Annotated in this window: 20 protein-coding genes; 4 read left to right on the top strand and 16 right to left on the bottom strand. The window is 37.7% G+C overall.

What is annotated here, in order from left to right:
- On the bottom strand, nucleotides 1-1,313 hold a 1,313-nt coding region (locus tag V7150_RS07495), incomplete at its 3' end, for a glycosyltransferase family 4 protein (RefSeq protein ID WP_335515660.1).
- A 6-nt stretch (nucleotides 1,314-1,319) separates the two neighbouring features.
- The gene (locus V7150_RS07490; protein WP_335515657.1) at nucleotides 1,320-2,408 is read right to left on the bottom strand and encodes a CotS family spore coat protein; all 1,089 of its coding nucleotides are present in this window, start codon (nucleotides 2,406-2,408) and stop codon (nucleotides 1,320-1,322) included.
- Between the two features lie 420 nt (nucleotides 2,409-2,828).
- On the opposite strand from V7150_RS07490, the gene V7150_RS07485 reads away from it, so the two are divergent.
- On the top strand, nucleotides 2,829-3,818 hold the full coding sequence (locus V7150_RS07485) for an NAD-dependent epimerase/dehydratase family protein (protein WP_335515741.1): 990 nt from the start codon (nucleotides 2,829-2,831) through the stop codon (nucleotides 3,816-3,818).
- 585 nt (nucleotides 3,819-4,403) lie between these two features.
- Here the strand turns inward: V7150_RS07485 and araD are convergent.
- The 12 genes from araD to V7150_RS07425 form a co-directional block, all read right to left on the bottom strand.
- Nucleotides 4,404-5,129 (bottom strand): L-ribulose-5-phosphate 4-epimerase, encoded by a 726-nt coding sequence (araD, locus tag V7150_RS07480; RefSeq protein WP_335515654.1) that lies wholly within the window; start codon nucleotides 5,127-5,129, stop codon nucleotides 4,404-4,406.
- Entirely contained in the window at nucleotides 5,123-6,838 is a 1,716-nt protein-coding gene (araB, locus tag V7150_RS07475; RefSeq protein WP_335515651.1) for a ribulokinase, read from the bottom strand. The genes araD and araB overlap by 7 nt, the downstream gene beginning before the upstream one ends.
- Before the next feature lie 280 nt (nucleotides 6,839-7,118).
- On the bottom strand, nucleotides 7,119-8,060 hold the full coding sequence (locus tag V7150_RS07470; RefSeq protein ID WP_335515648.1) for a sugar phosphate isomerase/epimerase family protein: 942 nt from the start codon (nucleotides 8,058-8,060) through the stop codon (nucleotides 7,119-7,121).
- 46 nt (nucleotides 8,061-8,106) lie between these two features.
- Nucleotides 8,107-9,123 (bottom strand): autoinducer 2 ABC transporter substrate-binding protein, encoded by a 1,017-nt coding sequence (locus V7150_RS07465; RefSeq protein ID WP_335515646.1) that lies wholly within the window; start codon nucleotides 9,121-9,123, stop codon nucleotides 8,107-8,109.
- Between the two features lie 53 nt (nucleotides 9,124-9,176).
- A complete protein-coding gene (locus tag V7150_RS07460; RefSeq protein WP_335515643.1) occupies nucleotides 9,177-10,139 on the bottom strand; it encodes an ABC transporter permease in 963 nt (320 codons plus the stop codon).
- Between the two features lie 16 nt (nucleotides 10,140-10,155).
- Nucleotides 10,156-11,139, bottom strand: a complete 984-nt coding sequence (locus V7150_RS07455; protein WP_335515640.1) for an ABC transporter permease — start codon at nucleotides 11,137-11,139, stop codon at nucleotides 10,156-10,158.
- Nucleotides 11,136-12,656 carry a sugar ABC transporter ATP-binding protein gene (locus tag V7150_RS07450; protein WP_335515637.1) on the bottom strand — a complete coding sequence of 507 codons (1,521 nt, stop codon included), beginning with the start codon at nucleotides 12,654-12,656 and terminating at the stop codon, nucleotides 11,136-11,138. Before V7150_RS07450 ends, V7150_RS07455 begins: the two co-directional genes overlap by 4 nt.
- 29 nt (nucleotides 12,657-12,685) lie before the next feature.
- Complete coding sequence (locus V7150_RS07445) at nucleotides 12,686-13,645, bottom strand: ribokinase (protein ID WP_335515634.1); 960 nt, start codon at nucleotides 13,643-13,645, stop codon at nucleotides 12,686-12,688.
- A 168-nt stretch (nucleotides 13,646-13,813) separates the two neighbouring features.
- Nucleotides 13,814-14,569: a DeoR/GlpR family DNA-binding transcription regulator gene (locus V7150_RS07440; RefSeq protein WP_335515631.1), complete on the bottom strand. Its 756-nt coding sequence runs from the start codon at nucleotides 14,567-14,569 to the stop codon at nucleotides 13,814-13,816.
- 365 nt (nucleotides 14,570-14,934) lie between these two features.
- Nucleotides 14,935-15,105 carry a hypothetical protein gene (locus V7150_RS07435; RefSeq protein WP_335515628.1) on the bottom strand — a complete coding sequence of 57 codons (171 nt, stop codon included), beginning with the start codon at nucleotides 15,103-15,105 and terminating at the stop codon, nucleotides 14,935-14,937.
- 191 nt (nucleotides 15,106-15,296) lie between these two features.
- Complete coding sequence (locus V7150_RS07430) at nucleotides 15,297-16,244, bottom strand: L-lactate dehydrogenase (protein WP_335515625.1); 948 nt, start codon at nucleotides 16,242-16,244, stop codon at nucleotides 15,297-15,299.
- 26 nt (nucleotides 16,245-16,270) lie between these two features.
- A complete protein-coding gene (locus V7150_RS07425) occupies nucleotides 16,271-17,887 on the bottom strand; it encodes a lactate permease LctP family transporter (RefSeq protein ID WP_335515622.1) in 1,617 nt (538 codons plus the stop codon).
- Between the two features lie 381 nt (nucleotides 17,888-18,268).
- Between V7150_RS07425 and V7150_RS07420 the strand changes: the two genes are divergently transcribed.
- Genes V7150_RS07420 through V7150_RS07410 form a run of 3 tightly spaced genes read left to right on the top strand, consistent with a single transcriptional unit; the run spans nucleotide 18,269 to nucleotide 21,988 of the window.
- Nucleotides 18,269-19,795: a spore germination protein gene (locus tag V7150_RS07420; RefSeq protein ID WP_420490266.1), complete on the top strand. Its 1,527-nt coding sequence runs from the start codon at nucleotides 18,269-18,271 to the stop codon at nucleotides 19,793-19,795.
- The gene (locus tag V7150_RS07415; RefSeq protein ID WP_335515617.1) at nucleotides 19,776-20,861 is read left to right on the top strand and encodes a GerAB/ArcD/ProY family transporter; all 1,086 of its coding nucleotides are present in this window, start codon (nucleotides 19,776-19,778) and stop codon (nucleotides 20,859-20,861) included. Before V7150_RS07420 ends, V7150_RS07415 begins: the two co-directional genes overlap by 20 nt.
- Nucleotides 20,862-20,866: 5 nt before the next feature.
- On the top strand, nucleotides 20,867-21,988 hold the full coding sequence (locus V7150_RS07410) for a Ger(x)C family spore germination protein (RefSeq protein ID WP_335515613.1): 1,122 nt from the start codon (nucleotides 20,867-20,869) through the stop codon (nucleotides 21,986-21,988).
- Between the two features lie 74 nt (nucleotides 21,989-22,062).
- On the opposite strand, the gene V7150_RS07405 is transcribed toward V7150_RS07410, so the two are convergent.
- Complete coding sequence (locus V7150_RS07405) at nucleotides 22,063-23,736, bottom strand: ABC1 kinase family protein (RefSeq protein ID WP_335515610.1); 1,674 nt, start codon at nucleotides 23,734-23,736, stop codon at nucleotides 22,063-22,065.
- Nucleotides 23,737-23,802: 66 nt separating this feature from the next.
- The gene (locus tag V7150_RS07400; protein WP_335515606.1) at nucleotides 23,803-24,081 is read right to left on the bottom strand and encodes an AbrB/MazE/SpoVT family DNA-binding domain-containing protein; all 279 of its coding nucleotides are present in this window, start codon (nucleotides 24,079-24,081) and stop codon (nucleotides 23,803-23,805) included.
- Between the last annotated feature and the right edge of the window lie 574 nt (nucleotides 24,082-24,655).

Here is a 24,655-nt window from a genome sequence, read left to right as displayed (position 1 = left end):
TCTTTTTCTTGTTGTTTTTTCTTATCGCTCTGCTTTTCTTTATTTTTGCGATTATTAGTAGGATCTACACCTTGTAAACCCTTATTTTCTTTGCTAATTTCTTCTTTGCTAACTTCCACTCTCGGTTCTATTTCATTTTTATCTATACTAGGTAGAGGGGTGTGCTGCATTTGAATGGCTTGTTTCCAGACATCCAAAATCTCATCAGCTACTCTTTTCCACTCAAAATTCGTGACAGCAAGTTCTCTTCCTCTTTCCCCCATTCTTTTCATTAGGGACTTATTTGATAATATTTCTGTAATCTTTTCTGCAAAACAGCTTGGATCCTCCGGGTTATCAACCACGAGTCCATTCTCTCTTTGGCTAATAACTTCCGCATTCCCGCCCCTTGCGGTTGTAACGATTGGAAGTCCAGCTGCCATCGCCTCATAATGAACGCGGGCGAGTGGTTCTTGCCAAAGGGATGTACAAACGAATAAATCAGCTGCTCCAAACCAGTTCTGAATTTCATCTGGCGATACGAAACCGGTTGCCACAACAGGTATTGGCTGTCTTTTTGCTAATGCCCGAATATACGCCACATAATCCGTTATCTCATTTTGACTAAACCATTTACTTCCTACAACGACTAAAGCTAAATCTTTGAATTTCCTTGACAGCTGAGGCAATGCCCGAATCAACCTGTCAACTCCTTTGTTTACCGAAAGTCTTCCTGCAAACAAAATGACTGTTTTATTCTCTAAGCCATGTTTTTTGCGTAATGTATCTCGAATTCCTCGCATTTTTGAATGGTGTTTAGGCAAAAACCGCTCGGTATCTACGCCGGAATAGATGGTCCGAATTTTGGAAGATGCTTCTGGATAAAGAGTCCGAATGACATTCCCTACATAGTCACTAATTGTGACAACCCTTGAAACTTCTTGCAAAACCGCCTTTGCATCGACAGGATTAATTTTATCTACATTAAACATATCATTGTGCATACTCAATAAAATTTTTGCTTGAGGTGCTACGCTGCGGATGGGCATTACAAGCCGTGGGCGATTAAAAATGTGGATAAGATCAAAATGATTGGTTTTAACAAAACGTACAATCTCTTCTTGATATATATCAAAAACTTTCCCCGGAACACGTACATAATGAATTCCATCTTTAGTTTCTTTATCAGGAAGAGATGGATCACTAATCCCGATAACTGTAATGTTATGGGCTGCACGTAAATGCGGGAGAGTCCCTGAAATATACGTTTGGATAGCTCCCCCTAAAACAGGAGGCACTGGGAGCTTTTCTGTACAAACCATTAATACTTTCATATTTTCCTACTTCCTCCAGTCATTTTGAATTTCCTTTAACACGGGCCATTTCGTTTGATCCGTGTCAACAATTGTTGTAATTAATTGCGTTGTTATTTCATTTAGAAAAAGTTCCGGTTCATATAGGACTTCTTTTATATTTTTATAAAATTCATTTGGAAGTGAAAAATCAATCATTAATAGTTCATATAGTTCAGGTGTTATTGGATTCGCTCCGTGGTATGCTTTTATCATTTCTCGTACCCATGTCACATCCCATTTATATAAATCAGCCATCGTTCCAGAAATTAATTTACGTAAATCACGAATTGGAAGATCGTAGGCAACACCATCTAGGTCAATAATCCACATACCTTTTGGCCCCATTTGACCATTTGACCAACCATAGTCTTGGTGTACCAGCCCCCAGTTTTGATTTCCTTTTTCCACTAAAGACCAATAACTAGATTGATGAAGTTGTTCTATACTTTTTCTAGCTTGTTCTTGAAATTGATCGACCACACGCAATAAATGTGGACTCGCAGGCATCTCCTCATAGGCTTTAGCAATGTTTCGGAACCAATCCATTTTGATCATGATTTTTTCATAGCTTTTTGGCCATTTGGTCAATCTCGAAGCAACTTCAGCTTGACTTGGAGGAGTATATCCCTTACTTAAACGATGAAATTCACCAAGTGCGTAACAAAGCTGTTTGGCGCCTTCTAAATCTTTCGTGACAGGTACTAATGGTTCAATCCATTCAGCAACAAACCATAGTTTTTCGCCGGCTTCGACAAACTCTTGTCCATTCTTCGTTTTGACGATACCTGGTACCCTTGCACCTTGAACTTCTACTAAGTATTTTTGAGCACCAAGGCTAAACATACTTCTTGTTACTCTTCGGTGCAGCAGTTTAAAACTTTTTGGTCCTGAATTGGTTTCAATTTTCCAAATAGCACCACCTTTGTCTGGCTTTGTTGTCACGACTTGCATACTCTTCACTTGAAAAGTGTAATTTTTCAAAACCTCATGGGCCATTGTAACAATATACTCAGGAACAAAAAATTCATGAGTAAGTTCATCCACTTCCCATGGTCCAATCGCTTGATTCTTCAAAATATCCCTCCTACATTTTGGAACCGTCCGAAAATACAGATTTCTAGATCGAAATGAAATACTTTCGATAAATTCGTTTTTCTACATTCAAAAAATGGAGTCCCTTATTTAATAATATGAACTCGTACAAGTAAAGTGAGGGCTAATAAACTGAAAACTCCTCTTTTGAGAGGCCTATAAAGCGGAGTTAAAGGTGGAGTTGCACGAATGGGATCGTTCAAGCTACAAAGAAAAGAAGAGGGGGGAGGTGAACAAGCACCCAGCAACATGCACTTTAATGAAGTTTGTAAACTATTTATTTAGGAGATTTATGGTAAAGAAAGTTTGCAAGTTATTTGTATTATTTATTTCTATCCTCGAACATTATTGTTTCTTTTTACATAATATATTTCAACGATTGTAAGACAAGGAGGGATTACGATTAATACAATTACTCGTCGTGTATTCGTCACTGGTTGTGCTGGCTTCATTGGATTTCATCTTTCTCAGCGCTTATTAGAAGAAGGGATCATAGTGCTAGGAATTGATAATATTAATGATTATTATGATACTGCCTTAAAAATGGACAGGTTATCAATATTAAAACAGTATCAACATTTTCGTTTTGTAAAAGGATCGATTGAAAACCAAGAATTACTGGAAAGTCTCTTTGAAGAGCATGATATCGACATTGTCGTTCATTTAGCAGCTCAACCAGGTGTAAGATACAGCTTGACCAATCCTCATGCCTATATTCAATCCAATCTTGTTGGCTTTGCAACAATTCTAGAATGCTGTAAAAAACACCGAATCAAACATCTCCTATATGCATCATCAAGTTCAGTGTATGGAAATAATAAAAAATCACCCTCTTCGGTTAGTGATCGGGTAGATCATCCGATTAGTTTATATGCTGCAACGAAAAAAGCCAATGAGTTAATGGCTTATACGTATAGTCATATCTATAAACTTCCTACAACAGGATTGCGCTTTTTTACCGTTTATGGCCCTTGGGGCAGGCCGGATATGGCAGCGATGACTTTTTCAAATGCCATTATCGCTCAACAGCCAATCGAGTTATACAACTATGGATTGATGAAAAGGGATTTTACTTATATTGATGATGTCATAGAATCTATATTTTGTTTATTAAAAAAAGAGCCGCCTTCTGAAGCAGCTTCTTTCCATAAAATCTATAACATTGGGAATCATCAACCTGTTGAATTAAATACTTTCATTCAACTGCTTGAAGATAAACTTGGTAAAAAGGCGGTCTTGAAATTACTGCCATTGCAGCCTGGTGAGGTCCTGGAAACCTTTGCAGATATCGAAGAACTAGCAAATGATATTAACTATAAACCATCAACCTCGATCGAAGAAGGAATTACTAAATTTACCAAGTGGTTTAAATGGTACAAAAAACTTCCGTAAACATCCTTTTATGATGTTTCATTAGATGGAGACAACCTTGATGAAGTATTATTCCAACCATGAGATAGGTAAGCACCTCTTTAATACATGACCTTTATAGGATCCCGTTTTAGCGCATTGGATTTTAGCCAACGCATTCCAGTAAAAAATACCATAAGAAAAGAAGCATCAAAGGAATTGAATAATTCTTTAATGCTTCTTTTAAAATTTCTTAGTGCTTACCTATGATACGGTTCAACGCGATTGATTCGAAATATTCAAGATATAAGGTTTCCAGGGACGACAAAGATACTAGCCTTAACTATAACTCAGGTACTTTTTCTCTCACAAATTATAGGATTGCTCGTTTCATAATGATGATTATTTGTTTTCAATATCTACAGTAATCCTCATTGGAATGTTAAGTTCATATACAAACAAGTAAATGAGAATAAATACAAATCACAGTAAAATACTCTTGGTTCAAACGCAAATTCAGTGTTGCTACCATCATCTTTACGAATGAAGCTAAACCATTACACGAAAGTGAATTATATGGAGTTTCTAAGGAAGAAGTCAGTACCTCCTTGACGTGACACCAATATTTCATTTTACCACTTTAAAGCAGCGGGGGTCTGACTCCTGACCATAATAAGCATCTGCCCCATGCTTTCGTAAATAATGCTTATCTAGTAAAAATTGGTCCATTTTCTCTACATTTGGATTCAGTTGATAGGAAAGTAGTGACATTTTTGCTACTTCCTCTAATACAACTGCGTTATGTACAGCTTGTTTAGCATTTTTTCCCCAACAGAATGGGGCATGTTTTGAAACTAGAACACCGGGCATAGCAGTAGGATCTAGTTCTTGTCTTTCAAATGTTTCAATGATGACACGGCCTGTTTCTACTTCATATGCTCGTTGGACTTCCTCTTCTGTTAACTTTCGCGTACAAGGAATTTCCCCATAAAAATAATCAGCATGAGTGGTACCGAGAGCAGGAATCGGTCTTTCTACTTGTGCCCAGCTAGTTGCCCATGGTGAATGAGTATGAACAATTCCTCCTATTTGATTAAAGGCCTTATAAAGTGCTAAATGTGTGGGGGTATCGGAGGAAGGACGTAAATTACCTTCTACGACCTCCCCCTCTAAATTGACGACTACTATATCTTCTAACTTAAGTTTGTCATATTCCACTCCACTTGGTTTAATAACGACTAGGTTTGTTTTGCGATCGATCCCACTAACATTCCCCCAAGTAAACGTTACCAAATGATGTAATGGCAATTGCAAATTTGCTTCGAGAACTTCTTGCTTTAAATCCTCTAACATACTGTTTCCATCTCTAACTTGGAATGAGACATTTTAATTTTTTTCAATCTTTTCATGACATGATTGTGACGGCCAAAATAGTCATATAGTTCAGCATATTCGTTATATAACTCATTATATGTTTTAACCTGTTTTTCTAATGGCTTATAAAATTCGTCTTTTACTCTAGCCATTTCTAATGCAGCACTTGTTATATCATCATATCCACCCCGTTCACTTCCTGCAGCTACGGCACCAAACATTGCTGAACCTAAAGCAGGAGTTTGAGTGGAATCTGAAATACGAATATCCATATTTAAGACATCTGCATAGATTTGCATCATTAATGGGTTTTTCAATACAATTCCACCACAAGCATAGACTTCATTAATAGGTACACCATTTTGACGAAAAGTTTCAACAATCATTCGAGTACCATAAGCAGTTGCTTCTATTAATGCCCGATAAATTTCTTCTGGCTTTGTTAACAGGGTTGCACCTAGTAATACACCCGATAAATCCACGTCAACTAAGGTGGATCGATTTCCATTCCACCAATCAAGGGCCAGTAGTCCACTTTCTCCAACTTGCAGCTTGCTAGCCTTTTCTGATAATAATTGGTGAATATCTACACCTAGCTGTTTTGCTTCTTCATGATAGCTTTCAGGGACACAATTTTCTGTAAACCACTCGAAGTGGTCCCCTACACATGATTGCCCAGCCTCATACCCCATAAAACCTGGGATTACTCCATCTTCTACAACACCACACATACCAGGAACAATCTTTTCTTCTTCCCCTAACAACACATGACATGTCGACGTTCCCATGATCATTAACAATTTACCAGGTTCAGTGATTCCTACTGCCGGGACAGACACATGTGCATCTATATTAGCAACAGCAACAGCTGTTCCTGGCTTTAATCCAGTTAACTTTGCTGCCTTTTCTGTAATTTCTCCAGCTTTTGTACCAATGGAATAGACGTTGTTTGATAATTTTTCTTCCACAACATTTTCAAGTAACGGATGTAGAGCTTTAAAGAAGTCCTTAGAAGGATATCCATTCTCTTTATTCCAGATCGCCTTGTATCCTGCCGTACAGCTATTACGTTTTATACTACCTGTTAATTGAGATACTACCCAATCTACGGCCTCTAAAATTTGATCGGCCGCATGATAAATTTCAGGTGCTTCTTGCGCAATTTGCCATACTTTTGGAACTAGCCATTCAGACGAAATTTTACCACCATACCGTTGTAAAAAGTCTTCCCCACGATCTGTTGCAATTTCATTCAATCTATTCGCTTCATCTTGAGCTGCATGATGCTTCCACAATTTAACATAGCTATGAGGATTATTTTTAAACTCCTCAGTCATACAAAGTGGAGTTCCCTGAGCATTGATTGGTAGAATCGTACAAGCGGTAAAATCAACACCTACTCCGATCACATCACTAGCATCAATATTGGCTTCTTTTAGTACTGCTGGGATTGTAAATTGTAGCACTTCCAAATAATCTGCCGGATGTTGTAATGCCCAACCCTCGCCTAACTTAGATACTCCATCAGGCAAGTACTCATCCATGACTCCATGGGTATATGCTTTTACTGATGAAGCGATCTCCTTACCCGTTCCAACCTCTACAAGTAAAGCTCTTCCTGATTGTGTTCCATAATCAACGCCAATTGTATATTTCCCCACTTTTTTCTCACCCTTTCTGCTATTCAAAAAACACCACCAACTTAAAATAGATACGATTTTCCTTAGCCAGTGTTTTTTAGTAGTAAAATTCAGTCTAAGGAAAAACGCCTTAGTGAATTCCTTGTTTCAATTTCTTATAGTAAAAACGAACTTTTATATTAATGATGGGAATTATTTTTTTCCATCGGCCAATTTTCTAATTTAATATAGTAAGAGCATCTAGTAAGAAAGGCCTCTACCACCATACTAAGCAGTGAGACCCCATATTAATGCTGCATATTTTTTTAAAATCTCTAACTTTGATAATTTAACTTTCTATTAAATAAGCTTCGCGTTCTCTAAAATAGTTCACTGTTTGACGAACTAATGCATCAAGTTTTTCTTTATCTGGTCTACCATACATGGCAGGATACGGATCTCCACCAGGTCCGAGAGGTTCAGGTGAAACAAAACGGCCTTCTTGATTAAACCCAATAAGATAAAGTGCCATAATAATTGTATCCAAATCGATATGTCCATCACCTAAAGCCCCACGATTGCTATCAGCTAAATGGAGATTAACTAATTGATCACCAGCTTGCATGATCGCTTCGCCGATGTGAGTCTCTTCTACCTGCATATGATAAATATCGCCATTAATATGCTGGATACCTGGATGATTTAATTCTTTGATGTAGGATTGAGCATCTGAAATAGTATGAACGAGTGAGGTTTCAGCTGCTCGAATAGGTTCAATCGCACCCTTTACAGTCCATTTGCAGAATTCATCAGCAACATGAAGAAGTGTTTCTTGACTCCTACTCCACTCCATATCATCATATTTCTGGGGTCTACCCACAGCCCCAGGTACCACCAATAAATAATGACCCTTTACAGAAGCAGTAAATTCCGTTTCCCTGCGGATATAATCAATAGCTTCTTGTCGGTGACGAGCAATATTGCTGGATAGGTCATTCTCCTTTGAGAACATTCCACAAACGCCCGAAACTTCGATATGATAATCTCGTAAAACTTCTAATACTTCTTGATGGCGATACCCCAGATCCTGACTATAATGATTCCCATGGAGTTCAATATAGTTCACACCGTATTTATTTAAACGCTTAGCGGTGTCAACCAAGGATTCGAAACCGAATCCCCAGTTGCTCCATGATAGGTTCAATCTCTTCGCAAAGCGTTCCGGATGTGTTTGTTTTAACTCCCGGAACATTTTTTTAATGCTTTCATTCTTTAGTTCATAGTTTTGCACCGGAAATCAATCCACCTTCTATTTCTCTTTTAAACTATAAGTTTAATTAAAAATTGAAGTCACCGGCATTCTCTTTTGTGAAATCTGATGGTGGTCCAAGGATAATTGTTTTTCCATCCACTTCCACTTTACCGATATTTGGAATATCCTGTCCATCCTTAATTGTTTTGCCTTCTGCTAAGGCTTTTGCTGCAGCTACAGTTAGGTATCCAAGATTGATTGGATTCCAAAGAGTTGCCGTATCAAGTGACCCATCTTCGAGAAAAGGCTTAGAATCTGTTGGAAGTGCTACACCAATAAGAGACACTTTATCTTGTAATTTTTTCTCTTGAATCGCTTGAGCTGATCCAAGTGGCGCTACTGTAGAATAAGCTAGGATACCATCAAGATCAGGATTTGCCTTCAATAAATCCAACGTTTTTTGGTATGCAACCTGTTGTTTCTCATCTGTTCCAATCTTTTCACCAATAATTTTTATATTTGGATACTTATCCTTTATTTGCTTCATTGACCAATCTATCCATGTGTTTAGATTATTGGCCGAAAGACCACCTGTTACAACTGCAACGTTACCTTTCTCTTTACCCATTGCTTTAACTAATAGGTCGGCCATATGACGTCCATATTCTTCATTATCAATTTGCTGAACAGACAGATCCACTACAGATTCGTCAGCTTTTGTATCCCAGTCCAAAATTTTAATACCCTGAGCTTTTGCCTTTTTTAATACTGGTGTTAAGGCTGCTGGATCGTTAGGAGCAACCGCAATAACATCCACCTTTTTCGCAATTAGATCTTCAATAACCTTAACCTGTTGGGCTGCATCTGCTTGAGTTGGACCTGTGTAAATGACATCAACTCCTAAATCTTTTCCTGCTTTTTTAACTCCTTCTTCCGAAGCATTGAAATATGGAATACCTACCAATTTAGGTACAACAGCAATCTTAATACCATCCTCACTATTTGTTGCAGTTGCTTCCTTGTCTTTTCCTGCTCCACAGCCTGCTAAGAGACCAAGTGATAATAATGCAGTTCCTAATATAGGTACGATTTTCTTTCTCATGTTTGACTCCTCCAAAAATTTTTTTATTTATAACTAAATAATAGAAACCGAAATTAAATAGTCTTTTGCTTTCCTACACTTTCCCATTTACTTGAAAAGAAGTTGATCATCAATACAGAAAGCAATACGACTCCAATGAGGATGTTAATGATCATGCTGGAAATCCCTATCAGATTTAATCCACTGGATAATACTTGGAAGATCGCGGTGGCCAAAACAATACCAATCACTTTCCCGTATCCGCCTGAAATATTTGCGCCGCCCAGTACAGCCACAGCTAAACTTTGCATCAAATAAGAACTACCCAAATCTACTTTCGCTGAATTATAACGGCTAGTCATGATAATGGCTGCAACGGCAGCCATAAGTGCGGAGAACAAATACACATAAATGAGAACTCGTTTTGTATTGATACCTGAGAACATCGTTGCGATTGGGTTATTTCCTGTCATGTAAACATTACGACCCCAAACGGTTTTATTCAGCAAATACCAAGCGATCAAAGCGACTGCGCCAAACAAGATTAACGGTAACGGAATACCAAGAATAGCATTGTTGCCAATAGCTCCGTAAACTTCGGGAAATCCAGATATACTGTTCCCTTTTGTAATTAATGTAACAACACCTTTAAAAAAGGTCATGGTTCCAAGAGTAACCAGAATAGGGGAAACCCCTATGTAAGCAACAAAAAATCCATTGATGAGCCCGCCAGCCAAAGCTGTAATAACGCCAATAATAATAGATAAGCCAATTGGCATTCCTGATGTCAAACAGGTAGCGATAATAACGCCAATTAATGCAGCAAGATAAGTAATGGAGAGATCAATTCCTGCTGTTATAATAACAGCCATCATCCCTAATGACAGGATTCCGAGTTCCGGAATCTGAAAGAGCATATTTGTGAGATTGTAAGAATCAGTGAATCCCGGTGCAAATATGGACATGAAGATGAACAATACAGCCAAAACAACGACAAGTATCCATTCCTTCGAGAGTTTCAAGTTACTGAGTTTCAACATACTCACTCCTTTCTTATACTTCAATTTCCACTTTGCTTAATTTCATTTCTTCACGCTTTCTTTTTAATACTTCATAAGAAACCGCAATTAATATAATCAATCCGACAAAGACTTCTTGCCAAAAGGTATTAATTTTAGCCAAAATTAATCCGTTTTGCATGATACCCAGTAATAGTGTCCCAAGAAGCGTTCCTAGAATTGAACCTGACCCTCCCATAATATTTGCCCCGCCTAGTACGACAGCTGCAATGACGGTAAGTTCAAATCCAGAAAATCCGTTTGGATCGACTCCTTTGTTATAAGCAGTTTGAACAATGCCTGCGATACCAGCTAGTAGACCCATATAGGTATAAACAAAAATCTGTACTTTTGTCGTATTGATTCCAACACGCATAGCAGAAGTTGGATTTCCTCCAAAGGAAAGAATATCGCGTCCAACCGTTAAATACTTTAGTAGAAACCAGGTGAAGATAGCAGTGATTAAAAAGATAAAAATTAAGATAGAAACGCCGCCAATTTTATAATCAGCGAATGCGATAAATTTTGCCGGCAGCATGCTGCTGTTCACATATTCCCCATTTGATATATATAGAGTAATACCTGATATAATCGTCATTGTTCCTAAAGAGGTGACGATCGGTGGTATTTTGGTTACAGCAATCAATATCCCATTTATCAGACCGAAACATGCTCCAACAAGAATCGCGATTACAAAAACTGTTAATAAGCTTAAAGTCCCTGATCCCATAACGACGACTAGCTTGCTTATCACGACAGTGACGGCTGCAGTCATGGCTGCTACAGAGTTGTCAATACCTCCAGTAATAATAACTAATGTCATGCCTACCGCAAGTATCCCCAGAACAGAGTTCGCCTTTAAGATATCTAATATATTTCCTGTAGTGAAAAAGGCAGGACTCATAACGGTTAAGATAACACCAAGGATTATTACAACTAGTCCAATTCCAAATTCCTTTTGCTGTGTGATTTTTTTCATAAATTGACAGCTCCTTTTGATTCAGAGCCGACAGGTAGTTTTTCCTCTAAATGAGTACCCAACACGGCTAGATTCATGATTTTTTCTTGGTTCGCTTCATGGTGTGGTAACTCACCTGCTATTCTGCCTTTACGCATAACCAAGATACGATCGCTGACAGCTAGAACTTCTGAAAGATCTGATGAAATTACAAGAATAGCCATTCCTTGATTCGCTAAGCGTCGTAGTAATTTATGAATTTCTCTTTTTGCTCCAATATCGATACCATTTGTTGGTTCATCGACAATTAATACCTTCGGACTGGTAGATAACCATTTTGCAATGACCACTTTTTGTTGGTTACCCCCAGACATATTTCCTGTATTTAAGAAAGGAATGTTCGGTCTTATATCCAAAGTGCTAATGTATTTATTAGCTAAAGTAAGCTCTTTCTGTTCTTGTATACTTCCAAATTTATTGGTCAATTTTTTTAAAATAGATAACGAGATGTTTTTGACTATAGATTGTTGAAGAACAAGTCCTTCTTTTTGCCTGCTTTCTGGAACATACGCGATTCCTTTTTTTACAGCTTGCTCAGAGGATTTAATATTCAGAACTTCACCATCCAATGTAATTGAACCGCTTTCATATCGCTCTAAACCGAAAATGGCATGTGCTAATTCTGTCCTCCCTGAACCGACTAGTCCAGTAATGGAGACAACTTCTCCTTGATGAAGGGTAAATTCAATATCTTTAAAATTACCTTTCTTGGACAAGCCTTTGATTTCTAACATTTCTTTGCCTTGAACGGTCTCCTCACGCTCCACGACTTCTAATGCTCTACCAACCATTAAACTAATAAGCTTATCTTCATTTAATTCTTGCTTTTTAAAAGTTCCAACAAATTCTCCATCCCGCAGAACTGTAAACCGATCGGCTACGGTAAATAGCTCTTCCATTTTGTGGCTAATAAATAAAATCGAGATGTTTTTACGTTTTAAATCTTCAATCACTTTGTAAAGCAATTCAACTTCACTAGATGAGAGAGAAGATGTCGGTTCATCCATAATAATCAGTTTTGCCTCAAATGCAATCGCTCTTGCAATCGCAACAAGCTGTTGTTTAGCAATACTTAATCTTTCCAGAGGAACGTCAACATCAATGTCGAATCCCAATTCAGCCAACGTCTTTTTCGCCACGGCTCTCATTTCATTCCAATTTACCATCCCAAAACCACGTTTATTGGATTTTCTTCCTTTACAGATGTTTTCTGCAACACTCAAGTTTGGGAATAAACTAAGATCTTGATAAATGATTGAGATACCCTTAAGGGTGGCATCAATTGGTTTTTGGATGTTCGCTGGTTTGCCTTCAAAAAGAAAGACACTGCCTTCATCGGCGTGTTCCACACCAGCCAATATCTTTATCAAAGTTGATTTTCCAGCCCCATTTTCACCGATTAATGCATGCACTTCTCCTTCACGCACTTCAAGTTGAACCTTTTTAAGAGCCTGAACTCCGGGATAGGTTTTGCTCATTTCTCTTACTTCTAGTATTGATTGGCTCATTATTCCTCCCCCTTTACTTGTAAATATGGTAAGTCATAAGTCAGATTTCTTGATTTCATAAATGCTTCTATTTCCTTCAATGTAGGGATTCCATCACGCGGACCAAGCCGTGTCACTTTTAGAGCGCTTACAATTGTTGCAAACCATGCTGCATGAAACAAATCATTTCCATCAGCTAGAGAACATGCAAGTGCGCCTGAAAATGTATCTCCTACGACTGTATCAACAGCTTCCACACGAATGGCATTTATAAATTCCCATCGATCAGGAGTAAATACTAAACAACCCTGATGTCCCATTTTTATGATACTTTTACAATTTCCTAATGCTTGAAAATATTGGGCCGCTTGTAAGGCATCTTCGATAGTACGCACTTCAATACCCGTCATATGTTTGGTTTCTTGTTCATTCGGAATAAGAATATCTGCGTATTTAATAGCTTGTAAAGTTATCCCCTCCGCTGGCGCTGGATCTACAATAACTGGAATTCCCTTTTCTTTAGCAATCTTCATCGCTTGAACGACCGCTTCTTCTGCAACCTCCAACTGAACAAGCAAAACACTGCAATGATGAATTTGATCCGTATATAAGGCAATATCTTCAGCGGTTATATCCATATTGGCTCCTAGTGCCACCACCATGGTACGTTCCGCAAATTTGTCTATTAATATAGTAGTTATTCCAGTATGTTTGTGAGAGGAGCGTTTTATATAGGAAACATCAACTCCGCTATCTTTTAAATCAGATAGAATGAGATCTCCATATAAATCCTGTCCAACAGAACTTAATAGAATAGGTTTTTTACCTAATCTACTAACAGCAGTAGCTGCATTTCCTCCTTTTCCTCCTGATAGAATGGCAGCTTCCTCACCAAGAATATTTACACCTGATGTCGGGAACTTATCCGTTTTCATAATAATATCTGTATTTAAACTACCGACAATGCCGATTTTCTTCATAGAACCTATTACCCTCCAAAGAGTTTTTTTGAAACCCTTTTCACTTCTCGATAGTAAACGCTTTCTGCAACCACAACAACCTTTGTTTCAAAAATATCAAACTTACTATCAAACTATTAATATTTTATATTTTGTATGTAAACAAAAATTTTTTCTTTAAAAACAAAATCAATCTGCTACCAATACATTAATTCCTATACTTTTAAGTGAAGTAAGATTTTGAAGAGGTAGTTTGGAATCAATAATTAACATACTTACACTATTGATTTTCATCAGGCTTGTTAAGGATTTTTTATTAAATTGACTATGGTCTGCTAATAAAATCACATCGTCGGCAGCTTCAAGAAAACGTCTTTTAACCTGTGCCTCACCCTCATGTTTCTCAAAAACTTGTGACAGATCAAAACCACTGCAAGATAAGAAGTACTTTCCTATGTTGTAATTTTCCAGAGACTTCTCTGCTACTGCCCCTATAAATGAATAGGATTCAAGGTTAACGTATCCACCAATTGTAATAAGCCTAATATTTCCTTGGTTTAACAATTCCAGTGTGATAGAAATTGAGTTAGTTATAACGGTTACATCTTTTTCCTTTATTTCCTTGGCTAACTGTAATGAAAAATCGCTGCTATCTAAAGCGATAATATCTCCATTTTCAATCATGCTTGCAGCCTCTTTAGCAACTGACGCCTTGGTATCAACATTGCCCATTTGGCGATGAACAGGTGATTTATGATTCAAAACAGCACCACCATGAATACGAAGAATCATCCCTTCTTTTTCCAAAATTTCTAGGTCCTTACGAATTGTTTCCGGTGTCACATTAAACTTCTTGCTAAGATTAGTAACATAGGCAGTTCCTACTTGTGAGATCATATGAAAAATTTCTTTTTGTCTTTCTATTGCAGGTCGATTTTGTCCCATTTCACCATCATCCTCCTATATATTTTCAATTTTACATTTGTTTTCAAAAATAATCATTTATTTTTCTTTGTAAACAAAATTATTATTATTGTTTTTCAAACACATAATCTTTACTTTTTAAACATTTATTCTTTTATTTTTTCTCTTTGGCTACAGCTTAAAGTTCCTTACATAAAATAAGTAATATATTTTCAAGGTGGATGAGGATTACACTCCACGGCATGTCGTAGAAGCATGGGGATGGTTCTATTGCCTCAAAGGAAGCAGGAGAACCGTCCCGCATGTTTTACTTGGAATTTATTGCTTTGAACTTTAGCTGAGTAGGGGTCTGCCCCCAATTGCCAGTGCATTAACAAAAAAATGACTTACCCCTTAGGCAAGTCACGTGCTTGGTACGCTGATTGATACCTTCTTCCTTCAGCTACTTCTGAATGATACAAGGTCTTAAGGGCAAAGTTTTTCTTAAGCTCATGTTCTTTCATCAACTCTTTTAAGTGCATTTGCAGTTCTTTATTCTCTTTGACTAGCTTTTTCATTTGCGATTATATATATTTCATGAGATGTTTATTTAACTCTTTTTAAATACCTATCCATCAAGTATTATTTATTTTCTCTGCATAAAAAACCTCATTTATTTATGATACGGTTCACCGTATCATAACCAAATGAGGTTAATGCATTATCATAAATTTCTTAACTTAATAAGCTCGGTAAGTACTTTCATTTATTAAATGAAAGGCCGCATTGTTTCTTTAAGCATTGAAACGGAATGATTAAATTGTTCTTTTTCCTTTTCATTCAGGTCAATTTCGACAATTTCTCGAATACCTGCACGATTAATTACAGCTGGTACTCCAATATAAACATCATTTTGTCCGTATTCTCCGTTTAGATAGGCAGATACTGTCAGGATGCTATTTTCATTATTAAGGATTGCTTTTGTAATCCTAACAAGGGACATACCTATTCCATAGTATGTAGCCCCTTTTCGCTCAATGATATGATAGGCAGCATCACGGACACTTACAAAAATTTCTTCTAAACATTCTTTTTTGAGATCTCCCTTCCGTTCCAAAACAGAATCAAGATGCTCAACTCCAATCATTGCATGACTCCAAACCGGGAGCTCTGTATCTCCATGTTCACCAATGATGGCTGCATGAACATTTCTTGTATCTACGTTGAAATATTTCCCTAAAGCAAACCTTAGACGTGCAGAGTCTAATACCGTTCCAGAACCGATTACACGTTCTTTTGGTAATCCTGATTCTCTCCAAGTTACGTAAGTTAAGATATCCACTGGATTTGTTGCCACTAAGAATAGTCCATTAAATCCATTTTCCATAACGCTTTTTATTATTTGCTTAAATATTCTTGTATTTTTTTCAACTAAATCCAATCGGGTTTCACCAGGCTTTTGTGCTAATCCCGCGGTGATGACAACTATATCAGCACTTCCACAGTCTTGATATGAACCGCTCCATACTTTTACTGGTGAAGGTGCGAACGGCATGCCATGATTAAGATCCATTGCCTCACCTTCTGATTTTTTTTCATTTACATCAATTAAGACTATTTCCTCAACAACCCCCTGGTTGATCAATGAATATACATAACTGCACCCTACAGCACCTGTTCCAATTAGTACTACACGATTTACTTTTTCTTTATTCATGATAAACAATCTCCCTTCGAATGAAATTAAAATAGTAACCAGCTGATTATTCCAATTACAACAAGTAGACATAAGCTATATTTTATTGTCACTTTAAATAATTCACTTTCTTTTCCTGCTAATCCAACTGCTGCTGCAGCAACAGCGATAGATTGAGGTGAAATCATTTTAGCCATAGTGCCGCCCATTACATTGACCGCAACCATCGATTCAGGTGCGATGCCAATTTGAGAAGCGGTGACAGATTGAAGTGGAGCAAATAAGGAACCGCTGTTTACAACAGATCCTGTTAAAAAAACTCCCAGCCACCCTAACACTGGGGAGAATAATGGAAATAATGCACCTGTGGAAGCAAATGCTAAACCAAGTGTTGATGACATTCCAGAGTAGGTACAAATATATGCAAAGGCAAGTACACTGCAAATTGTTAGGACTGGGGAGAATAATTCTTTTGCAGTTTCTTTTGAACTATCCCACAGCAGCTTACTGCTGCAGCGAAAGAGAATGCTTGCGACAATAATCGTAAGGACAATTGCTGTTGTAGTAGATGAAAATAAATCTAATTTAAATACTGCCGCATATGGTGTATCTTTCGGTACTATTGGTGCATGCTTTATGACTACGTTGTTTAATCCCGGAATCGGCAGCAATAACACTAACTTTTCTAAAGGACCGCCTGGGATAAATAAATTTTTAAAAAATGATAAATTAAAAAACGTAACACATAGAGTTAGAAATACAAATGGCAGCCAAGCAAATGCAATTTGCCCTAAAGAATACTTAACCTGTTTATCTACTTTGTTCTCATTACTTATACGGAATATCTCTTTTGGTTTCCATATTTGTAAAAATAATGAGAGTGCTACTAGGCTAACAATTGCAGCAAAGATGTCTGCAAGTTCAGCACCTAGGAAAAATAGAACAATTGCCTGAGTAAGTCCAAATGAAACCCCGCTGACTAAAACTGCTGGGAACGTTTGTCTAATCCCTTTCATCCCATCAATGATAAATACTAATAAGAATGCTACTAGAGCACTTAATATTGGAAGGACAAATGCTGTATATCTTCCAACAGCAAGACTATCTAAACCTGTAAGTAATGAGGGGACAGTTACAGGTATGCCCATTGCTCCATATGCACCGCCGGCAATGTTTGCAATCAAACAAAGGCTGGCTGCATATATCGGACTAAACCCAAGTCCTACTAAAATGGCTGCTGTTATCGCAACTGGTGCCCCAAATCCTGCAGCACCTTCCAAAAATGCACCGAATGAGAATGCTACAATGAGAACCTGCAATCGTTGATCGGCTGTAATAAAGGATATACTATTTTCTATAATGGCAAATTTGCCTGTTTTTACCGTGATTTTATAAAGTAAAATGGCAGCAAATACAATCGATGCTACCGGCCATATACCGGATAAAACTCCAAAAATGGCAGACATCAAAACTAAGATAGCAGGCATTTTGTAGATAAAAACTGCAACAAGTCCTGCTACAATTATGCTGTAGAGTCCTGCAAAATAGCCTTTTAATTTAAGAACTGTCAGCATTACAATAAAAAAGATTATAGGAATGGCTGCTATAATAGCTGAAAACCAAATGTTACTCAATGGATTATATACTTGCTCCCATACATTCATGCGGTTCAACTCCTAGGTAATTGTAAATCGCATTTATTGTTAGCTATTATTTCAAACCCTATGCGGCACATTCTTAAAAATTATATTTGCTTTATTACTAATGGTTTCTTTATCACCCTCTTTTAATTTCTGAATGTTTTGTGAACTTTCTTTAGACTAACCTTCAGAGCCTGCAGCCAAGCTATATGGGATGTAGCTGGCACGAAATTTCATTTTCCATCTGCTTACCTTTGTTAATAAATTCTTATTTGTCTTCTAAATAATAAAATCCCTTTTTCAACTCTGAAAACTAATCTACCAATTTAATTAGTAGTATCAAGGAATAATGCTCCTAATAATGGCTAAATTAATAAAAATTGGATTGAACCTGGGTGGAGCAAAATGATGGATCTTTTAAGAAAATTGTTATCGAACAACCGGACAGAAAAAAGAACACATATGGAAATGAATGTTTATTCTTCTTTAGAAAAAAATATGGAATTTATTGAAAACCAGCTTTTTCATTCAAGTGATCTGAAATGGCGGAGCATTAGGTTTAATCAATTGGAGGGTCTCATTGTTTTTTTTGAATCCTTAACTGATCAACAAAGAATTCAAAATGAAATCATCCAGCCTATAGAAGAAAAAAGAGAAGGAACCGTGGATAAAGTCATTACTTCTTTGGAGATTACGAAAAAATCGGATCTGGGCGAGGTTCCCCATGCCTTACTCCAAGGAAAATGCGTATTGTTATTCGAAGGTACAGTAGAAGTTTATGTTGTCGATGTAACTGCAGTTTATAAACGAAGTATCTTGGAGCCAGAGAACGAAGGGGTTATTCGCGGTGCTCATGATGGTTTTATAGAGCACCTCATGACGAATCTTTATCTAGTTCGAAATCGCCTTATGAATCCGAATCTGGTCGTTCGTTATTACCAGATTGGAAAGGCAACCAATACAAAATTAGCTCTTCTCTATATGCAGGACCTAGCGAATTCGGATCTGGTTAAAGAAGTGGATCATAGAATTAGTTCCATTGCGATGGATACCATTTTCTCGCCCGGATTCATTACCGAATTAATTGAAGATAACCCATATTCTCTATTTCCGCAAATCTTATTTACGGAAAGACCGGATCGGGTGGTAGCTCATCTCATGGAAGGCCGTGTAGCTATTTTATCTGATGGAGACCCATCTGCACTGATTTTACCGGTGACTTTCTTTTCCTTTTATCAAAGCCCGGATGATTATCACCGAAAGTGGATGGTCGGATCGTTTATTCGATTACTTCGGTTGATGAGTTTTATTATCGCATCTTTAATACCTGCTTTATATATTGCGATTATTGGTTTTCACCCCGAAATTCTTCCGGAAAATTTGATTTTTTCAGTAAAAAGCAGTATTGACAGGGTTCCATTTCCACCTATTGTGGAGGCTTTAATTATGCAGATTACCTTAGAAGTACTGCGTGAAGCAGGAGTTCGTTTGCCGAGCCGAGTAGGTCAAACCATCGGCATTGTTGGTGGCTTGGTCATCGGTGAATCGGTCGTAAGAGCTGGATTGATTTCCTATCCCATGGTTATCGTCGTCGCCTTAACGGCTATTTCTTCTTTTGTCGCACCGTCTAATGAAATAAGTTTAACAACACGTATTTTGGGCTTCCCGCTCATGATGCTTTCTGGGATGTTCGGTTTGATCGGGATTATGTTTGGCGTGCTTTTCATCTTAATTCACTTATGTAAGTTAGAGTCCTTTGGTACAGCTTATTTTGCGCCTGTCATGCCTCTTCGAATGAAAGATTTGAAGGATACATTTATACGTTTTCCTATCTGGAGTTTGAATCAACGCCCCCATGATCCGCATCCAAAAAGGCTTAATCAAGAAAGAAATTCAAGGGAGTGGGAACAGGATGATCCCGGAAAAGAGTAGAATTAGCCAAGGGCAGTTTATGTTTATTGTTGTCCAGTCCCAAGTGGGGGTTGGAATTTTATCGCTTCCTAATAAAGTGCAAGCAATCGCCAAGGGGGGAGGCTGGATTTCTGTTTTAATCGCCGGATTGGCTATACAAGTCATTATTTTGATTCTGTGTGCTCTTTGCAAACAATTTCCTTCCGATACAATATACAGTTTCTTACCGAAAATTACCGGGAAATTTCTTGGTAATCTGCTTTGCTTTGCTTATATTAGCTATTTTCTGCTTTCTGCTGGAACGGTCCTAGCCAAATTTGCAGATGTCGTAGAAAGGTGGGTGCTGCAAGGAACGCCTAGATGGGCATTATTAATTCTCTCCCTTCTCACCTGTATGTATTTGGCTATAGAAAACCTTCGAGTGATTGCCAGACTGTTTGTCATTTCTTCGTTAACAATCATTGTGATGGTGGTATTATCCTTGATGGGTTATGTCAATGTGAACTTCAGTTATATTTTTCCTATAACTGAAGCAGGATGGGGGAAAATCGTCAAAGGAGCGAGTGAATCATTGTTTCCTTTAGTTGGGTATGAAATTATATTGGTGACCTACCCATTTGTTGAAGGGAAAAGCGGAGGGAAATTAAAGGCAGCTTCTTTAGGGAATATGTTGATTACACTTTTTTACGCATTTGAAGTGTTTACTTGTTTACTCATTTTCAGCCCAGCTGTCATGTCCGAGATTTCGGAACCTCTCCTTTACATGCTGAAAGGTTTTTCTTTTCAGCTCATTCAACGGATCGATTTGATTTTTTTATCGTTATGGGTCTTTGTTGTTAGCACTGCCATGGTCTCTTGGATATACATGGCAACGGTTGGATTGGGACGCTTTTTTCACCGAGGCGAACATAAAAAAGCTGTCCCCTATGCCATGTTCATACTCTTTATTCTGGCTATGATGGCTCAAGATCCATCGATCAGCGATTTCTACGATCGAATGCTTAAGATTGGTCATTATACTTTTGTTGTTGGACTTCCTTTGATCCTGCTTTGTTTTACGTACTTGATTAGAAAAAGGAGGACGTAGAACAGATGAAAAGGATCTACTGCTTATGCGCTGTTATTTTCATCCTCCTATTCATGACTGGATGTTGGGACCAAGATCTTTTAAAGAATGCTCGTTTGATTGATGGAGGAGGGTTTGATCTCGCGCCGAATGGAAAGCTTCTAACCACCTTGGTCATACGGGACGTGCCTGCTAGCGAACAACAGAGTCCTAAAAACGATATTATTTTCACAGAGGGCAATACCACAATGGAAGCCCGGGATAATGCAGACGATCAGATATCACGGCATCTTCGTGCTTATAAAAATCGGATTATACTCATTGGAGAAGAAAGGGCAAAACAAGATATTTATCCGATCTTCGATATTCTTTACCGCGATCCCAAAAGTGCCTTAAACGCTAGGATCGGAGTGGCGAAAGGGAAGGCGGCAGATATATTTTCCCTTAAAAAAGTTGGGAATGTCTTGATCACAGAAGAAATTGATGAATTAATCAAGAGCAAAGAAGAGACTACAACAGTTCCCAAGGTGACCATTGAAAAGATTTACCCTATTATGATGGATCCTGGAGAAGATTTTGTTCTTCCATACCTTGTGGAAAAAGGGGGACGTGTGGATGTTTCCAGGATTGCCATGTTTCATAACCATCAATTTACAGGCATACTGAGGCCTGATGAATCGATAATGTATTTATTGTTGAAAGACAAAAAGGGGAAAACGGCGAGATTCACCAGAAAAATAAATATCCGGAATGGTCATCAAAACAGTTATGACTTTTTGACCTTTAATGTAGAAAAATCAGAGCAAAAAATGAAAGTATTGATTCAATCGGGGAATCAAATTACGGTTAAGCTGGATTTAAAATGGAAAGTGAATATTATTGAATATCCGAAGGATCGCTTAAATGAGAAAAAAATAGTTACGCAATTAAACCAGCATCTTTCTAAAGAGATGACTGACTTGGCAAAAGATACACTTAAAAAAATGCAAAAAGCCCGCTGCGATGGATTAGGTATCGGAAGACAACTCATTGCGTTCCATCCCCGCATTTGGAAGACACAGAAGGAAGACTGGGATGGCAACTATCAAAAAGTGCATTTTGCTCCTGTGATTCAAGTAGAAATTACGAAGAAGGGGATAATAAACTAACCTATTGAAAGATCACTTATCGGTAAAAAAATTTTTTCTCTATTTAAAAGCTATAAGACGAGTGGCCGGGTCATTTAATGACTCCGGCCACCAAATTTAGGATGAGGCCTTCTCCTTCTAGGAGAAGATTTCCTGCCTGCCTGTAAAATTGTCATGAAGCCTCCGCTGACCATCATAATCATGCCAGCCAAATCATTCGCTGCGAAAATTTGGGCACCGGAAATCAATAAGCCTGTCCCAAAAAGGGCGTAAACAATTTTTCTTGTTTGGAAGGCTTGCTGTTCCAGAAATTTTTTTTCAATTGCTTTAGAAGGCTGCATGCATATTTCACCGGATTCAAGCTGGTCAACAAGATGAAGCACTTTTCGGGACGCAGGAATGACTTTTAAGAACGTATTCTTTACTTGATCAAGCACCGTCTCTTTTGCAGGGTTACCTTCTCCACTGCTCATAACATTCTCTATATACGGCTTTGTATTCGTAACTATGTCAAAATCCTTGTCTAACCCATTGCAAATACTAAAAACGGTAAGAATCGCCTTCCCCAAAAAGGTCATTCTCGAAGGAATTTGGAACGGCTGCTCATAGAGGAATTCACGCAACTCCTCCAGAACCCCCTCGTTATTGATCTTTTCAATATCAAAACTGCCTTCAGAAAAACTAGAAAGAACCATTTTTACATTTTTAGATAACGCGGTCTTATCTGCTTGTCTCCTTAAAAATCCAAGATCATCGAACGCCTCCACTATCCCGCCGGCATCCTTCAAATAGATGGACATCGCCAGCTTAACCATGTTTTCCTTCATTAAATCAGAAACCTTCCCAACCATTCCAAAATCAATATACGCAATCGTGCCGTCGTTTTTGACTAACAGGTTACCGGGATGTGGATCGGCATGAAAGAAACCATCCTCAAGCAGTTGCTTTAAATACGACAAATAAAGAATGGACGCTAGTTTCTTCTTATCAATAGACGCCTCTTCAAGTTTATCCATCTCGTTAATTTTCACACCTTCAATAAACTCCATGACAAGCACTTTATTGGTTGTAAGCTCCCAATAGACCTTCGGCGTGGTGACACCAAGAAATTCACTAAAAGAAGCTTGAAACGCCTCAATATTTTTGGCTTCCTTCATATAATCTAGTTCTTCGGTTATCACTTCTTCAAATTCATCATAAACGTCCTTTAAATCAACAAACCTGCTCACTTTTGTAAAGCGCCGGGCAAAAGCAATCAACACCTTTAGAGTGGCCAAATCGAGAGAAACCGTTGCCTCGATTTCAGGGCGCATCACTTTAATAGCGACCGTTTCCCCATTTTTCAGAACGGCTTGATGCACCTGTCCTAACGATGCAGCTGCAACAGGCTCTTGATCAAAGGAGGCAAACAAATCGGAAATCTTTCCGGATAATTCTTCTTCAATTCGATCAACAGCAACCTCTGATTTCACAGGGGCAACTGAGTCCTGCAGTTCTGATAAGATATCGGTGTATTCCTTCGGTAAAATATCCACCCTTGAGCTGACAAATTGACCTAATTTAATAATTAGCCCGCCCATTTCAACCGCAACCCTTGCAAACTTTTTCGCCTGGGAAGTATAGATGGCCTTATATTTTTGGCTGGCTTTTTCTTTATCTAAAAATTTCTTGGTTTTCCCAAGCCACCAAAACTGCCAAAAGAAACCGATGAACATAAAAAACGTTTTACGAAATCTCGTGTTGAAAAGTAAGCGTGTAATCTCACGCATCCTTGTCCACCCCTTTCCATGCCAGCTCTAAGGTACAAGCCTGCTTGGTTTCTCCTAGATTTTGAATTATTCTTTTTCCTCTTCTTCTATTTCAGTCTCTGTTTTTTCAAAAATCGCATTAGCCATTTTCTCGAATGTCTTTGACTTGTTAAAAAAGAAATTCGCAAACTTATTCATAATCTCGGATTTCACCAGAATAACAGTACCCTTTTGGGCATTACCAAAAACAACAAACTTTTCTCCTGATTTAATCCCTAATTCCTCTCTTGCTTCCGATGGAATAACTACTTGGCCTCTTTCACCCATACTTGTGGTTCCATAAATTTTCCCATGATTCATCATCATCACTCACCTCTCTTGTATGATAAATCATACTTTTCGTACATAACATACAGTTCACACATTATACATATGGCGATTTTTTGACAGGGTGTTCATGCATAAAAAAAACCAGAGAGCCATTGTGCACTTTGTTTTGTGGGTTGAATAATTCAGCCAAACAGATAAAAGGCTCAACATTAGAACCTTTTAATCTTCATCAAATATTCCTAGGACATTTTACCTGTTTTACTCTACGAGGTTTGAGAAAGTTCATAGATTTAAATAAATTTTCTTAATATTCCCCCTATTTCAAAAGAAAAGCACTCTTCTACAACAAAAATTTCGACAAAATTTTAAACACATTCCCCTAAAATAAACCAAAATTTTCGTAAAAAATGCTTATATTACATTTCTTTGTATTAAAAATAAGTCTATCGATCTAGTGAAAATCCCCCAATTTACTTTGTTTTATAGTGTATTTACAATTTTGAATTGTATTTAATTACTCTTGCTATAGTAAAAGTCAGACTAAAACATCAGGTAAAATTAGGGCTGTTAATTTCATTTAATATCTCTATTTAACGACAATACATAACTA

Source organism: Neobacillus drentensis (assembly GCF_036965245.1).
Taxonomy (GTDB): domain Bacteria; phylum Bacillota; class Bacilli; order Bacillales; family Cytobacillaceae; genus Neobacillus; species Neobacillus drentensis_G.
Note: the sequence above shows the minus strand (reverse complement) of the source record. Positions and strands in the feature narration are given on the sequence as shown.

Coding starts and splice junctions, on each gene's coding strand:
- V7150_RS07440 (WP_335515631.1), bottom strand. CDS start 14,569: ATGGGACAAAATCGACCTGCAATAGAAAGACAAAAAGAAATTTTTCAT.
- V7150_RS07400 (WP_335515606.1), bottom strand. CDS start 24,081: ATGATGATGAATCATGGGAAAATTTATGGAACCACAAGTATGGGTGAA.
- V7150_RS07415 (WP_335515617.1), top strand. CDS start 19,776: ATGATCCCGGAAAAGAGTAGAATTAGCCAAGGGCAGTTTATGTTTATT.
- V7150_RS07420 (WP_420490266.1), top strand. CDS start 18,269: ATGATGGATCTTTTAAGAAAATTGTTATCGAACAACCGGACAGAAAAA.
- araD (WP_335515654.1), bottom strand. CDS start 5,129: ATGTTAGAGGATTTAAAGCAAGAAGTTCTCGAAGCAAATTTGCAATTG.
- V7150_RS07430 (WP_335515625.1), bottom strand. CDS start 16,244: ATGAATAAAGAAAAAGTAAATCGTGTAGTACTAATTGGAACAGGTGCT.
- V7150_RS07455 (WP_335515640.1), bottom strand. CDS start 11,139: ATGAAAAAAATCACACAGCAAAAGGAATTTGGAATTGGACTAGTTGTA.
- V7150_RS07450 (WP_335515637.1), bottom strand. CDS start 12,656: ATGAGCAAAACCTATCCCGGAGTTCAGGCTCTTAAAAAGGTTCAACTT.
- V7150_RS07465 (WP_335515646.1), bottom strand. CDS start 9,123: ATGAGAAAGAAAATCGTACCTATATTAGGAACTGCATTATTATCACTT.
- V7150_RS07425 (WP_335515622.1), bottom strand. CDS start 17,887: ATGAATGTATGGGAGCAAGTATATAATCCATTGAGTAACATTTGGTTT.
- V7150_RS07410 (WP_335515613.1), top strand. CDS start 20,867: ATGAAAAGGATCTACTGCTTATGCGCTGTTATTTTCATCCTCCTATTC.
- V7150_RS07405 (WP_335515610.1), bottom strand. CDS start 23,736: ATGCGTGAGATTACACGCTTACTTTTCAACACGAGATTTCGTAAAACG.
- V7150_RS07435 (WP_335515628.1), bottom strand. CDS start 15,105: ATGAAAAAGCTAGTCAAAGAGAATAAAGAACTGCAAATGCACTTAAAA.
- V7150_RS07445 (WP_335515634.1), bottom strand. CDS start 13,645: ATGAAGAAAATCGGCATTGTCGGTAGTTTAAATACAGATATTATTATG.